The sequence below is a fragment of the Actinomadura spongiicola genome (genome assembly GCF_003432485.1).
In the GTDB taxonomy this organism is placed as follows: Bacteria; Actinomycetota; Actinomycetes; order Streptosporangiales; family Streptosporangiaceae; genus Spirillospora; species Spirillospora spongiicola.
The window spans coordinates 146,629-160,247 of the sequence record NZ_QVNQ01000011.1; the positions used below are offsets into that span (position 1 = coordinate 146,629).

The 13,619-nt window shown below is 72.5% G+C and carries 15 protein-coding genes; 6 read left to right on the forward strand and 9 right to left on the reverse strand.

Annotation, left to right across the window (positions count from 1 at the left end):
• The first annotated feature begins 30 nt into the window (after positions 1–30).
• Positions 31–612, forward strand: coding sequence for an isochorismatase family protein (locus tag D0T12_RS29655; RefSeq protein ID WP_117403732.1), 582 nt, complete (start codon positions 31–33; stop codon positions 610–612).
• A gap of 13 nt (positions 613–625) precedes the next feature.
• Complete coding sequence (locus tag D0T12_RS29660; protein ID WP_117403934.1) at positions 626–1,141, forward strand: gluconokinase; 516 nt, start codon at positions 626–628, stop codon at positions 1,139–1,141.
• Between the two features lie 3 nt (positions 1,142–1,144).
• Here D0T12_RS29660 and D0T12_RS29665 read toward each other — a convergent pair whose 3' ends face one another.
• From D0T12_RS29665 to D0T12_RS29685, 5 genes are all read right to left on the reverse strand, one after another.
• Positions 1,145–2,350 (reverse strand): hypothetical protein, encoded by a 1,206-nt coding sequence (locus tag D0T12_RS29665; protein ID WP_117403734.1) that lies wholly within the window; start codon positions 2,348–2,350, stop codon positions 1,145–1,147.
• 156 nt (positions 2,351–2,506) lie between these two features.
• On the reverse strand, positions 2,507–4,252 hold the full coding sequence (locus tag D0T12_RS29670; RefSeq protein WP_199487789.1) for a DEAD/DEAH box helicase: 1,746 nt from the start codon (positions 4,250–4,252) through the stop codon (positions 2,507–2,509).
• Between the two features lie 130 nt (positions 4,253–4,382).
• A complete protein-coding gene (locus D0T12_RS29675) occupies positions 4,383–5,255 on the reverse strand; it encodes a zinc metalloprotease (protein ID WP_233526356.1) in 873 nt (290 codons plus the stop codon).
• Between the two features lie 201 nt (positions 5,256–5,456).
• Complete coding sequence (locus tag D0T12_RS29680; RefSeq protein WP_199487775.1) at positions 5,457–5,720, reverse strand: DUF3039 domain-containing protein; 264 nt, start codon at positions 5,718–5,720, stop codon at positions 5,457–5,459.
• 10 nt (positions 5,721–5,730) lie between these two features.
• Positions 5,731–6,306 (reverse strand): YqgE/AlgH family protein, encoded by a 576-nt coding sequence (locus D0T12_RS29685; RefSeq protein ID WP_117403936.1) that lies wholly within the window; start codon positions 6,304–6,306, stop codon positions 5,731–5,733.
• 173 nt (positions 6,307–6,479) lie between these two features.
• Here D0T12_RS29685 and D0T12_RS29690 point away from each other — a divergent pair, with 173 nt between their 5' ends.
• Positions 6,480–7,106: a hypothetical protein gene (locus D0T12_RS29690; protein ID WP_117403739.1), complete on the forward strand. Its 627-nt coding sequence runs from the start codon at positions 6,480–6,482 to the stop codon at positions 7,104–7,106.
• A 60-nt stretch (positions 7,107–7,166) separates the two neighbouring features.
• Here the strand turns inward: D0T12_RS29690 and D0T12_RS29695 are convergent, their stop codons facing one another.
• The 3 genes from D0T12_RS29695 to D0T12_RS29705 form a co-directional block, all read right to left on the reverse strand.
• Positions 7,167–8,594 carry an NAD-dependent malic enzyme gene (locus tag D0T12_RS29695; protein WP_117403740.1) on the reverse strand — a complete coding sequence of 476 codons (1,428 nt, stop codon included), beginning with the start codon at positions 8,592–8,594 and terminating at the stop codon, positions 7,167–7,169.
• A gap of 18 nt (positions 8,595–8,612) precedes the next feature.
• On the reverse strand, positions 8,613–8,807 hold the full coding sequence (locus D0T12_RS29700; RefSeq protein ID WP_117403741.1) for a hypothetical protein: 195 nt from the start codon (positions 8,805–8,807) through the stop codon (positions 8,613–8,615).
• A 128-nt stretch (positions 8,808–8,935) separates the two neighbouring features.
• Positions 8,936–9,886 (reverse strand): tetratricopeptide repeat protein, encoded by a 951-nt coding sequence (locus D0T12_RS29705; RefSeq protein WP_117403742.1) that lies wholly within the window; start codon positions 9,884–9,886, stop codon positions 8,936–8,938.
• Between the two features lie 423 nt (positions 9,887–10,309).
• Here D0T12_RS29705 and D0T12_RS29710 point away from each other — a divergent pair, with 423 nt between their 5' ends.
• Together D0T12_RS29710 and D0T12_RS29715 are read left to right on the forward strand one after the other, a co-directional pair.
• Positions 10,310–11,272: an ATP-binding cassette domain-containing protein gene (locus D0T12_RS29710; protein WP_233526357.1), complete on the forward strand. Its 963-nt coding sequence runs from the start codon at positions 10,310–10,312 to the stop codon at positions 11,270–11,272.
• A complete protein-coding gene (locus D0T12_RS29715) occupies positions 11,265–12,554 on the forward strand; it encodes a hypothetical protein (protein ID WP_117403744.1) in 1,290 nt (429 codons plus the stop codon). The genes D0T12_RS29710 and D0T12_RS29715 overlap by 8 nt, the downstream gene beginning before the upstream one ends.
• On the opposite strand, the gene D0T12_RS29720 is transcribed toward D0T12_RS29715, so the two are convergent.
• Positions 12,515–12,811 (reverse strand): DUF3817 domain-containing protein, encoded by a 297-nt coding sequence (locus D0T12_RS29720; RefSeq protein ID WP_117403937.1) that lies wholly within the window; start codon positions 12,809–12,811, stop codon positions 12,515–12,517. The two genes, D0T12_RS29715 and D0T12_RS29720, sit on opposite strands and share 40 nt — an antisense overlap.
• Positions 12,812–12,931: 120 nt before the next feature.
• On the opposite strand from D0T12_RS29720, the gene D0T12_RS29725 reads away from it, so the two are divergent.
• A complete protein-coding gene (locus D0T12_RS29725; protein ID WP_117403745.1) occupies positions 12,932–13,603 on the forward strand; it encodes a DUF4230 domain-containing protein in 672 nt (223 codons plus the stop codon).
• Positions 13,604–13,619: the final 16 nt, after the last annotated feature.

Here is a 13,619-nt window from a genome sequence, read left to right on the forward strand (position 1 = left end):
GTCGGAGTGAAACGGGTACAGGGAGCGGTCATGGGCAAGAAGGCTCTGATCATCATCGATGTGCAGGTCGACTTCTGCGAGGGCGGCTCGCTCGCGGTGGCGGGCGGCGCGGACGTGGCCACGGCCATCTCCGGGTACGTCGCCGCGCGCCGGGCCGAGTACGCGCACATCGTGGCGACCCGCGACTTCCACCTCGATCCGGGCGACCACTTCTCCGCGGAGCCCGACTTCGCCGACACCTGGCCGCCGCACTGTGTGATCGGCACGCCGGGCGCCGACTTCCATCCCAACCTGGCCCTCGCGCCGATCGAGGCGGTGTTCAGCAAGGGCCGCGAGAGCGCCGCCTACAGCGGTTTCGAGGGCGTCTCCGACGACGAGCAGCCCCTCGCCGACTGGCTCGCCGCCCGCGGCGTCGACGCCGTGGACATCGTGGGCATCGCCACCGACCACTGCGTCCGCGCCACGGCCGTGGACGCGGCCCGCGCGGGACTGCGCACCACCGTCCTGCTCGACCTCACCGCCGGGGTCAGCAAGGCGACCGTCGACCGCGCCCTCGACGAGCTCGCGCGGGAGGGTATCGCGCTGACCGGCGCACCGGTGGTGGCCGCCTGACCCCCGCGTGCTGATGTCACCGCCACCCCCCACGGTGATCGTGGTCGCCGGTGTGTCCGGCAGTGGCAAGACCACCGTCGGCGCCCTCCTCGCCGAACGTCTCGGCTGGGACTACGCGGAGGCCGACGCGTTCCACCCGGCGGCCAACATCGCGAAGATGCGCGCGGGCCGTCCCCTGGACGACGCCGACCGGCTCCCCTGGCTCCGCGCCATCGCCATGTGGATCGACGACCGGCTCACCACGGGCCGACCGGGCGTCGTGACCTGCTCCGCCCTCAAACGCCGCTACCGCGATCTGCTCGCGGGCGGCCGTCCCGCCGTCCGGGTGGTGCTTCTGGACGGCGACCGCGACACGATCGCGGCCCGGATGAGGGACCGCGAGGGCCACTTCTTCGGCGCCGAACTCCTCGACTCCCAGTTCGCCGACCTGGAGGTCCCGGGCCCGGACGAGAACGTCCCGGTCGTGCCCGTCACGGGCACCCCGGCGGAGACCGTCACCCGAATCCTTGGGGCGTTGGCGTCCCCATAGCGTTCAGAGTTCGTTGAGCAGCATCTCGGCCGCGTCATGGAGCGGGTGGCCCTTGGGGACGGCCCGCCGGAGGCCGCGTGCCGCCTTGATCGCCGTCCTCTTGTCGGCGCGGTCGCCGGTGACCCGGTACCGCAGCATGTGCACCACGGCGAGGTCCTGGAGGCGTTCGGGGACGTTGTGGTCGCCCCGCGGGGTCAGCCGCCACGCCTCGTGCGCGCACCGGATCGCGGCCTCCAGATGCGTCACGTCGTCGGTCTCGCGGTAGTGCAGCGCCAGGGCGGCGGCGAGCTCGCCCCGGCGGGTCGCCTGGGCGGCGGGGGGATCGTCGCGGGGAGTGGCGGCGACCGCCTGTTCCAGCAGGGCCACCGCCGCGGCGATCTCCTCCGGCACGGGACGCGTCGTCTGGTATCGCAGCTTCCGGGCGCGGCCGAGGTTCGACAGGCGCATCGCGTGGTCCTCGTGACCGGGCGGCGTGCGACGCGTCGCCTCGCGCAGCCGGTCGACGGCGGCGTCGAGCGTGGCGGCGTCCCCGGTCTGCGCGAACACCATCTGCTGGAGCAGGGCGAGCTGGGAGATGCGACCCGCGTAGGCCGGATGGTCGTCCTCCGTCCGCTCGACGAGGGACTCCGACAGCGCGGTCGCCTCGCGCAGGTCGTCCTCGTGTCCGGTGCGGCCGTACCGGCGCTCGACCAGGCCGATCAGGTTGCTCTCGTACATGCGCGGGTCGAGGTCCTCGTCCGCCGCCGCCAGCGCCCGCCGCATCAGCGCGGCGCACTCGTCGAGCTGGGCCAGCGGGGTCTCCGCCGGGGTCATCGCGGCCCGCAGGTTCAGCCCGTCGAGCTGGTCGGCCGGGCCGGGGACGGGCTCCGCGGACACCGCCTCCCGCAGGTCGGCCCGCTCGGCGGCCAGGTCGCCGCCACCCCGCGACCGGGCCAGCTCCAGCAGCCGCGTGGCCTCGTCCCTGTCGTCCACGTCGTCCTGTACCAGCTGGCGGCCGTAGTACAGGAGCCCCGCCGCGGACGCCGCCCGCGCCAGGGATTCCTCCGGTGGGTCCGCGTCCGGTGCCGCCCGTAACACGGCGGTCATCAAGGCCTGCGCGTCCCGAACCCCTGCGGGCGCGAGCAGGTCCGCACGATCGCGCGCCTCGACGAACCGCCCGAGCCGCGCGAGCACCGCCTCCAGGATCTCCTCGAACCCTGCCAGGTACACTCCGTACCTCCCGAAATGGCGCGTAGTTATTGATCATCCTGGGACGCGCCGCCGCACACAAGCTCCGGGCGGCCCCCCTGACCCACTCCGGTCACCACGGTGCGAACGTGAGCGCGGACGGGTCCGGCACCGGCCGGACGAAACGCGCGCCGGGCGTCAGTGGCGGCGTTTGGCGGCCCAGTCGCGGATCTTGGCGATGCGCTTGCGGATGTCGTCGGCGCTGGCCTGGGCGATGGGCGGGCCGCCGCAGGAGCGGCGCAGCTCGGTGTGGATGACGCCGTGCGGCTGGCCCGTGCGGTGGTTCCAGGCTCCGACGAGCCCGTTCAGCTCACGGCGCAGGGACGCCAGGTCTTCGGCGGCGGTGCGGTCGGCGCGCGGGTCGCCGGTCTTGCGCTTGCGTTCGGTGGCGAGCTGGTCGGCCTGCCGCTTGCGCAGCAGCGCCGACACCTGCTCGGGTTCGAGGAGGCCGGGGATGCCGAGATACTCCTCCTCCTCGGCCGAGCCCGGCTCGGCGTGCATGCCGAACTCGCCGCCGTCGTACAGGACGCGGTCGAACGTCGCGGACGCCTCGACCGTCTCGAACGGCAACTCCTCCCCGACCGCGTCGGGGGTGTCCTTCTGCCGGTTGGCCTCGGCGAGCAGGTCGTCGTCCAGGCCGTCCTCGCGGACGGGACGGTCGAGGACGTGGTCGCGCTCGGTCTCCATCTCGGCGGCGTGGCCCATCAGCGTCGGCACCGAGGGCAGGAAGACCGAGGCGGTCTCGCCCCGGCGGCGGGCCCGGACGAAACGGCCGATGGCCTGCGCGAAGAACAGCGGCGTGCTGGTGGACGTCGCGTACACGCCCACGCACAGGCGCGGGATGTCGACGCCCTCGGACACCATCCGCACCGCGACCATCCAGCGGTCTTCCGACTCGGTGAACCGCTTGATCTTCTTGGACGCGGACGGGTCGTCCGACAGCACGACCGTGGCGCCCTGGCCGGTGACGGCGCGCAGCATTCCGGCGTAGGCGCGGGCCGTCTCATGGTCGGTGGCGATCACCAGGCCGCCCGCGTCCGGAATGGCGCGGCGCAGCTCGGTGAGCCGCCGGTCGGCGGCGGCGAGGACCTGCCTGATCCAGTCGCCCTTCGGGTCGAGCGCGGCGCGCCACGCCTGGGCGGTCTGGTCCTGGGTGAGCGGCTCGCCGAGGGTCGCGGTGATCTCGTCGCCCGCACGGGTGCGCCAACGCATCTCCCCCGCGTACGCCAGGAAGATCACCGGGCGGACGACACCGTCGGCGAGCGCCGGGCCGTAGCCGTAGGTGTAGTCGGCGCGGCTGCGGCGGACGCCGTCGGGGCCCTCGTCGTACTGGACGAACGGGATCGGGTTGATGTCGGTGCGGAACGGCGTGCCCGACAGGCCGAGGCGGCGTGTCGCGGGCTCGAACGCCTCCCGGACGGCGTCGCCCCAGGACAGCCCGTCGCCCGCGTGGTGCACCTCGTCGAAGATGACCAGGGACTTGCGGGACTCGGTGCGGTTGCGGTGCAGCGCGGGCCGCGCGGCGATGGTCGCGTACGTGACGGCGACGCCGTGGAAGTCCTTGCCGACGGGCCCGTCGCCGTTCTGGTACTCGGGGTTGATCTTGATGCCGACCCGGGCGGCGGACTCGGCCCACTGCCGCTTGAGATGCTCGGTGGGGCACACGATCGTGATCGCCGAGACGATGCGGCGTTCCAGCAGCTCCCGGGCGAGCCGGAGCGCGAACGTCGTCTTTCCGGCGCCGGGCGTCGCGACGGTGAGGAAGTCGCGCGGACCGGGCGCGGTGCCGTCCGGCCCGAAGTAGGCCTCCAACGCCTGCTGCTGCCAGGCGCGCAGGGACGACGCCGTCCCCCAGGCGGCCCGCTCGGGGAAGGCGGGAGGCATGCTCGATGCGGCGAAGGTGCTCACGGTCATCGAAGGCTATCGAGCCGCACCGACAGATCGCGCCGCCCGCGCCGCACATGTGCCGAGATCCACAACTCCGGGGCACGGCGTGGGCACGGCCGGGCGCGGTTCAGCGGGACCGGTAGGCGGCCCAGGACGCGCGGATCCGGCGGCCCTGGCCTGCGGTGAACTCCCGCATGCACGCGTCGTGCGCGTAGTCCATGAAGTTGTGCACCGGGTCGGCGCCCCGCCCCGGGCATGTGTCCCGGAAGTGAGGACATCCTTCCGCCGGTGCGGCCTCGTACGGGGTGTCGGCCACCCCGTCGCCCGGCGGCACGCATCCGCCCTCGAACGTGTGCAGGAGGCCGAGCCAGTGCCCGATCTCGTGGACGGCCGTGTACCCGCGGTTGAACGACTTGTACTGCCCGCGCGGCACGCTCCGGTAGTCGATGACGACGCCGTCCATGCGCGGGTTCTTCCGAAACTGCTGCGGGAACGTGGAGTAGCCCAGCACGTCCGTGCCCACCGCTGCGGTGAAGATGTTGAGCGTGCCGCGTCCCCCCTTGCGCAGCCGCCGTTTCATCGGCGCTTCGTACCGGTGCGGGTTGTCGAACCACGCCGGCTGGTCGAAGCTGTCATAGCTCACCAACCGGAACCGGAGGCGCGTGTCGACACCCCCCGTCCTTCCTCCGTAGGCGGCGTTCAGCGTGGAGATCTGCCGCCGCGCGGACGCCTCGGACACCCTGCCCAGGCTTCCGCTATGAACGACGTGGAACCGCACCGGGACGACGACGGACCGCGCCCGGCGCAGCGCCGTGTCGAGATCCCGTTCGTCGGACGTGCCGAACCGGTCGAGGAGCGTCCGGCGAAGATCGGCGAGCATGGCGACGACCTGGCCGCGGTCGAGGTCGGCCCGATCGGCCGGGTGCGTCACCCGGGCCCCGCCGTCCGACAGGGCGCCTGAAAAGCAGTCGTCGCCGTGTGCCGCCACCCGTGCCGCCACCGGTGCCGCCCTGACCCGGGGCCGGTCACCCACCGAGCCCGAAACGACACAGAATGTAACCAACAGTGCGCATAGCGAAACCCCGGCCATCCGCCGCATTCATCCCCCGTAAAGGTGTCAACACCAAGGCCCCGCGATCAGCCCCCTGATCGCGGGACCCTACTCACGCACGCGCGTCGACGGCCGCCGGTCGGCGGCCGGTCACTCGTCGCCCTCGCCGCCGCCCGACTTCATCGACTCATAGATCTTCTTGCACTCCGGGCAGACCGGGTACTTCTTCGGGTCCCGGTTCGGCACCCAGACCTTGCCGCACAGCGCGATCACCGGCGTGCCGGTCACCGCGCTCTCGGTGATCTTCGCCTTCTTCACATAGTGCGCGAACCGCTCATGGTCGCCGTCACCGTGCGAGAGGTCCGGCCGGACATCGGTCTGGGTGTCGCCGTCGGGCAGGATCTTCGTACTCACATCGTTCACCTTAGTTCAGCGTCGGGTCCTCGGGGAACGTGGAGACGAACGCCAGGTCGCCGCCCTGCCTGCGCAGAACGTGTCGCCAGAGCCCGTCCGGGTCGCCCGCGAACACGTCCCCCGCCTCCGCGGGCACCAGGTACCACGAGCCCTCCTCGATCTCCGCGCGCAGCTGCCCCGCCGACCAGCCCGCGTAGCCCGCGAACACCCGCAGTTGCAGCAGCTCGGCCGCGAGCAGGCCGGGCGGTGCCTCCAGGTCGACGAGCCCCACCCGGGAGACCTCGGCGCCGCCGTCCAGGGCGCGCCACCCGAGCGGCTCCTCCTCCCCGGGAAGGCGGGCCAGAGCGAGCGCGTTCTCCAGCGCGACCGGGCCGCCCTGGAACACCACCGCCGGTCCGGTGACGAGCTCCGCCCACGGCGGCAGCACCCGGTCGACCGGTACCTCGGTCGGCCGGTTGAGGACGACGCCGAGCGTGCCGCCCTCCATGTCGTGCTCGACCAGCAGGACGACGCTCCGCCGGAAATTCGGATCCTCCAGCTGAGGCGTCGCCACCAGCAGGAGCCCCACCCTGATGCCGTCTTCCATGCGTTCCATGATGCGTTGCGCGGACCTCCGGCGGCACGTCCGCCGTCTCGTTAGCCTGTTACGCATTCCTATCGATGGGGATATCGGCACCACAAGGACCTAGGTTAAGAATGATCTAGAGTTCGTTTCGGCCACCCGCTCGATGCCCGCCAGTTGGGCCGGGGAGGACAGCAATGCAGTTGCCCAGGGTCGTCATCGCGGCCGTGTTCATCGTGATCGGCGCACTGATCGCGGTCCCGGCGCTGGTCAGCTGGATGTCGCCGGACTCCGAGCCCGCGGCCTCGGCCACCACCTCGCCCAGCGCGTCCGGGGGCACGTCCGATCCGTCCGCGTCCCCGAGCGGGGGAACCCCGGCGCGTCCGGTGACCGCCACCATCGGGACGGTGTCGTGCCCGGCGAGCACGGTACGGGTCACCATCCGCAACACCGGCACCAAGACCGAGGACTTCGGGATCGAGAAGAACGACGACACCGCCGCGATTCCCGGCCAGATCCGGCCGGACGCGACCCGGACCGTGGCCGTCCGCGTCCGCGAGGACCGCCGCACCCGTATCACGGTCACCTGGGCCGGCAAGCGCCTCACGTCCAAGACCGTCAAGGCGAACTGCGAGAAGGCGGAGGCGGCGCCCGCGCCGACCAAGACCCCGCCGGACGAGCTTCCCAACACCGGCCCCGACGCGGTCCTGTGGGCCCGCGCCGCGACCGGCGTCGGCGTCATCCTCACCGGCGTGATCATCTTCTGGTACGGCGGGATCTGGCCCCGCCGCCGCGACCAGATCTTCCCGAAGAAGAACTCCTAGACCTCGGCCGTCACGCGAGCGCCAGATCGCGAAGCGACGCGGCGCCCGCACGATCACGGGTCAGGGGTGCGAGCCGCCAGGCGAGTGCCCCTGACCCGGGGTCAAAGCGACGACAGCCTCGCGTACCGCGCCCGCCACCCGGGTGCTGACCTCCGGGTGGAAGACGCTCGGCACGATGTAGTTCGGGCCCAGCTCGTCCGGCGTGACGACCTCGGCGAGGGCCTTCGCGGCGGCGGCCAGCATGTCCAGGGTGACGCCGTCCGCCTGCGCGTCCAGCAGCCCGCGGAACACGCCGGGGAACGCCAGCACGTTGTTGATCTGGTTGGGGTAGTCGCTGCGGCCGGTGGCGACGACGGCGGCGTGCTCGCGCGCCTCGTCCGGGGACACCTCCGGCTCGGGGTTGGCGAGCGCGAACACGATCGCGTCGTCCTTCATCGTGGCGACGTCGTCGCCGGTCAGGATGCCGGGGGCGGACACGCCGATGAACACGTCGGCGTCCTTCACGGCGCCGCGCAGGTCGCCCGCATAGCCGGCCGCGTTGGTGCGGGACGCGATCCAGCCGAGCGACTCGTCCAGGTCGTCGCGGCCGGCGTGGACGGCGCCGCGGTAGTCGCACACGACCAGGTCGCGGGCGCCCGCGTGCATCAGCAGCTTGAGGATGGCGGTGCCCGCCGCGCCCGCGCCCGCCATCGTGATGCGGACGGAGCCGATGTCCTTGCCGACGACGCGGAGCGCGTTCGTCAGCGCGGCCAGGACGCAGATCGCGGTGCCGTGCTGGTCGTCGTGGAAGACGGGGATGTCGAGCAGCTCGCGCAGCCGGGCCTCGACCTCGAAGCAGCGGGGCGCGGAGATGTCCTCCAGGTTGATGCCGCCGAACGCGGGCGCGAGGATCTGGACGGTCCGGACGATCTCGTCCGTGTCCTGCGTGTCGAGGCAGATCGGCCAGGCGTCGATGCCGGCGAACCGCTTGAACAGCGCCGCCTTGCCCTCCATGACGGGCAGCGCGGCCTCCGGGCCGATGTTGCCGAGCCCGAGCACCGCCGACCCGTCCGTGACGACCGCGACGCTGTTGCGTTTGATCGTCAGGCGGCGGACGTCCTCGGGGTTGCGGGCGATGGCGAGGGAGACGCGGGCGACGCCGGGCGTGTACGCCATCGACAGCTCGTCGCGGTTGCGCAGCGGCACCTTCGACTGCATCTCGATCTTGCCGCCGAGATGCATCAGGAACGTCCGGTCGCTGACCTTGTGGATCTTGACCGCGTCGATCCGCTCCAGCGCCGTCGCGATCGCCTCGGCGTGTTCGGTGTCGCGGGTCGCGATCGTGACGTCGATGCGCAGCGTCTCGTGCCCGGCGGTGTTGACGTCGAGGGCCGTGACGATCCCGCCGGCGTTCTCCACGACATGGGTGATCTGGCTGACGGCCCGGCCGCCCGCCGGCACCTCCAGCCGGACGGTGATGGAGTACGACACGCTCGGCACGCTCGCCACGACAACTGTCCCCTCTGCTCAGACGAGAGCCGCGGCCCGGTCCCATTCGGCGGCTCGGAACGTCCGCGCCGCGACGGCGATGGGCTCGCCGGGCGCGGACGTGGACTGCCTCGTCGCGCCGATCACAGGGCGGCGGAGCCGCGGATCGGCGGGTTCGGCCCCGTGGACGCGCTTCACCTGGGCGGGACGGGCGCGGTCATTGGCATCGAGCATACGCTCAACCTCGCCGTCCGGTGTCCCGATCGCCCCAGGTCGTCCCGCCCGGCGGCGCCGCGACGGCGGCGCTCCGGCCAGGCGGGACGGCGAGTCGGCGACGGCCGCGGCCGACCGCGGGTCGGATGTCAGAACAGGGCCGACTGGAGTGACCGGCGGGCCTTGGTGACGCGCGGGTCGTCCGGCGGCAGGAGGTCGAACAGCGACAGCAGGTGCCTGCGCGCCGCGTCGCGGTCGTCGCCCGCGCTGCTCCGCACCGCCGACAGCAGCCGCTCGAACGCCTGCTCCAGGCGTCCGGCCGCGATCTCCACGTCGGCCGCGCTGATCTGCGTCTGCACATCGCCCGGCTTCTCCGCGGCCTCCCGGAGCACGCGTTCGGGGTCCAGGTCCCGCACCCGCCGGCTCAGCTCGACCGCCGCGAGCCCCTGCTTGGCCCCGGCGTCACGCGGGTCGCTCGCGAGCATCTGCTCGAACGCGGCCTTGGCGCCGTCCAGGTCGCCGCGCTGCAGGGCGTCCTCGGCCTGTTGCCGCACCGGGTCGACGGCGGGCGTGTCCCCGGGCTCCCCGGGTTCGGGGGCCTCCAGCAGAAGGCCCTCCTTGACCAGCGCCTCGAAGAGCTGGTCGATGGCCTGCCGCACCTGCGCCTCGGGCGCCGCCCCGTTCAGGAACGGAAGCAGCTGCCCGGCGACGACCGCCGCCACGAACGGGATGCCGCGCACGCCCATCTGCTGCATGTACGCGCCGAGCTGCGGGTTGGCGTCGATGTCGACCTTGGCCAGGATCCACTTGCCGGCCGCCTCGGCGGCGAGCTTCTCCAGGATCGGCGAGAGTTGCTTGCACGGGCCGCACCACTCGGCCCAGAAGTCCACCAGGACGGGAACGGATTGCGATCGTTCCACGACCTCGGCGTTGAAGGTCTGGTCGGTGACGTCCACGACGTATTCGGCGGCGGCCCCGCCCGCGCCCGTGCCCGCGGGCGTGCCTCCGCCCTGGGCCCGGCGCTCCTGCTGCTTCCGGGCGGCCGCCTGGCGCGCCCCCAAATCGATGGCCCCGTGCAACGAAAAGTCCCGAGAAGGCATGGGTCCATCCTGCCCCATGACCGGCGGTGGCCGTGCGCCCGTACGCTCCCAGCGGACCGGACGGGCCGGCGCGACCGTCCGGCCCACCGCCCCCGACGTCCAATTCACCATTTGTCCGTATTATTCAGAATTCTGGGATTTCGGTGGGGCAGGCAAAAAATCCAGACGCGCTGCCGTAAAGGCAAAAAGATTGCTGACAGCCATCACCAAGCCCGGTTATAGTCACCGTGTCGATGCATCGCGGCACGGCAAAAGCGACCGGCACGCCGGGCCCGCCGAACGGCGGAGGCCCGGTCCGACGGGCGCCACGTGGCAGTGTTGGGGGACCAGGCCACCGGCGCACCCGTTTCACGGGACGCGCCGACCGGCCGCCGCGACCGCATGACGAGTAACGGGGGGAAACTTGTGATCGCGGATCATTCCGTGATCGTGGCCCGAGGAATGGGTGTCCGCCGCGGGGGGCGGTGGCTCCTGCGCCCGGTGACCTTCGGCGTGCCCGAAGGCGTGGTCGGCCTGGCCGGTCCACCTGGTGCCGGGAAATCCACTCTGCTGGCCACGTTCGCGACCTTGCGCAGGCCGAATGCCGGTGCGCTGCACATTCTCGGGCACGACATCACGACCGCCGCGGGCCTGCGCGCCGCACGGGCCGTCATCGGATACCTGCCCGCGCGGTTCGCGCGGGCCGAGCACATGACGGCCCGCGAGTTCGTCGAGTACGCGGCCTACTACAAGCGGACGAGCGCGTCCGCCGCGCGGTCCATGGTGCGGCGGCTCGACCTCGTCGAGGCCGCGGGCACCGAGCTGGCGCTGCTGCCGCCCGACGTCCGCCTCCGCGCCGGGCTCGCCGCCGCCTGCGTCCACGAACCCGACGTCGTCCTGCTGGACGACCCGTTCGGCGAGCTGTGCGCCGCCGCCGAGCCGTGGCCGACCGGCGCCGCGGGTCCCGGCCACCACGCGCTCACCGCCGCCATGGCGGAGCTGATCCCGGTCCTGCGCTCCCTCGCCCCGGCGGTCGTCGTCACCGCCGACGCCACGGGAACGCTCAGCGGCTGGTGCGACCGCCTCTTCACGCTCGCCCGCGGCCGGCTGAGCGAGCAGCCCACGCACTCGGCCGCCGCCCGCCGCGGCCGGACCGCCGCCGACCGTCGCGGCGCCGGCGCCGCGCGGCGACGCGACACCGGCGTCATGGCCCCGCAGGCCATGACCCCGCAGGCGGCGGCCCCGCAGGCGGTGACGCCCCAGGCGGTGGCCCCGCGGGGCGCGTCGACGTCGCGGAACACCGGTCGCCGCCGACCGGCGCGGCTGACGTTGCCGGAGATGACGCTGCCGCAGATCGCGAGGCTACGGCCCCGGCGGCCGCCCGCCCGGAGCGCCTCCGGTGTCTGACCTCGGACGGGTGCTCCGGCTGGACGCCCGTCGCACGGCACTGCTGGTCGCGGTGCCGGTCCTCACCGTGGTCGGAACGGCGGCCGCCGCGATGTCGCTGTGCCCGGTCGCGTACTGGGACAACACCGTCGTCGCGCTGCTCAACGCCGTCCGGTTCCTCGGTCCCGTCGCCGCGGCCCTCGCCGCGTGGACGGCGGTACGGGAACGTCCGCTCGACTATCTGCGCGACCTCACGGCGCGCTCGCCCGCCACGGGCGTCCTGTTCGACCTGCTGCTGCTGTCCGCCGCCGCGCTGGTCTCCTACGCGGCGGTGACGGTCGTGGTCGTCGCCGCCACCCTCGCCCAGTCGGAGGCCGGGCATCCGCACCCGCTGGGCGTGGTCGCGGGCGCGGGCTCCCTCGTCCTGCACGTCGTCGTCGGCTACCTGACGGGACGTCTCGTCCCGCACCGCGCCACGGCCGCCCTGGTCCTCACCGTGGCGGCGGTGTGGGCGGCGGCACGCGTCCCCGGCGTGTCGTGGTGGAGCCTGCTCCCGCCGGCGGCGTTCGACCACATCGCCCTGTTCACCACGCTGCGTCCCGAGATCCTCGTCGACCAGCTCACCTGGGCGGCCGGGCTGACGACCGCGCTGATCCTCGGCTACGTGATGTGGGCGACGCGGCGGCTCCTGATCGTCCTGCCGCTCGTCGTGGCCCTCGGCGCGACCGGCGCCGCCACGCTCGGCCTCCACCGTTCCGACGGGACGGTCACCCCCGTGTCGGCCGAACCGGTGTGCCGCGACTGGCCGCTGACCGTCTGCGTCCACCCCGCGCTTCGTGACGCGCTGCCCAGACTGATCGCGGCCGCCACCCCGCTCGCCGCGCGGCTGAACGGGACGCCCGGCGCTTTCACGACGGTGGAGCAGCGTCCGGCGTGGGCTCCTCTCACGGTCGCGGACGGCGTCGCCACCGTCCACCTCGACGAGACCCTGGCCCCCGGGTACGCCGCGCGGGCGGTCCGGCAGATCAGCGAGACGCTCAAGGACGCCCGGACCTGCACCGATCCGCCGAACCGGTATCGGGAGCTGGTCGACGCCTGGCTCCTCGGCGACGATCCGCCGAGCGTCCCCGACGCGCGGACCGCGCGCCGCTTCGCGTCGTGGAGCGAGGCCCGGCGCCGCTCCTGGCTACGCGTCCACTTCGCCGACTACCGCGACTGCACGCTGGGTCCCGTGAACTTCCAGCCGTTCGAGCACCCGCGTCTCTACGACGCGGAGGCCGACACGGGACGCTTGGCCCAGTAGCGCTCCACGAAGAACGGCGCGACCGGCAGCACGCCCGCCCCCAGGGCGAGGACCGTCCGCCTGAGGTCCCATCCGAGTCGCGAGCGGACGACGAACACGAGCCCGATGTAGGCCATGAACAGGACTCCATGCGTCGGTCCCATCACCTGGACTCCCGCGTGCGCGTCCGCGCCGTACTTCAGCGGCATCGCGACCAACAGCAGCACCAGGAAGGAGATCGCCTCGGCGAGGGAGACGTAACGAAAAACACGCACCATGTCCACGCCCGATGGAACGCGCCTGCTCGCGCCCGGGTTTCGGGCCGCGCTATGGCTTCGCTCACACCGACCTAACCGTCCCGCCAGATACGGAGCGGTTCTTCCGGGAAGATCCGGTAGATGGACAAGGACGCGTCTCCGAAGCCCGTGCGGCCCCGGCGCGGGCTGCTCGTCCCCGTGCTGCTCGTCGTCGCGACCATCGCGGCCGTGCTCGTGGCGCAGCAGGTCCTGCGCGGCCTCCCCGGCTGGCTCAACCCGTTCGCCGAGGAGACCAAGGACCGCAGCGGGCCCGTCCTGCTGAAGTCGATCCGCGACCTGCACCGCTACGAGGCGGCCAGCGGCAACTTCCAGGTCATCGTCGACCTGGAGAAGGACGCCAAATTCCTGCCGAGCGCGCTGCGCGGCAAGCGCACCCTCTTCGTCGGGAACGGCTCCGTGGACGCCTATGTCGACTTCTCCAGGCTGGGCTCCGGCGCCGTGAAGGTGAACGCCGACCGGACGGCCGCGACCCTCACGCTGCCGCACGCCCAACTGGAAAAGACCAACCTGGACACGAAGAACAGCTACGTCTACGCCACCGAACGCGGCCTCTTCGACCGCTTCGGCGACTTCTTCGGCGACAACCCCAACAATCAGCAGCAGATGTACGTTCTGGCGTCGCAGAAGATCCAGACGGCCGCCGCGCAGAGCGGCCTCAAGGAACGCGCCGACGCCAACACCAAGACGATGCTGGAGAACATGCTCAAGGCCCTCGGCTTCACGACCGTGACCGTCAACGTCGGCTCTCGATGACCGACCGGCTCAGCGC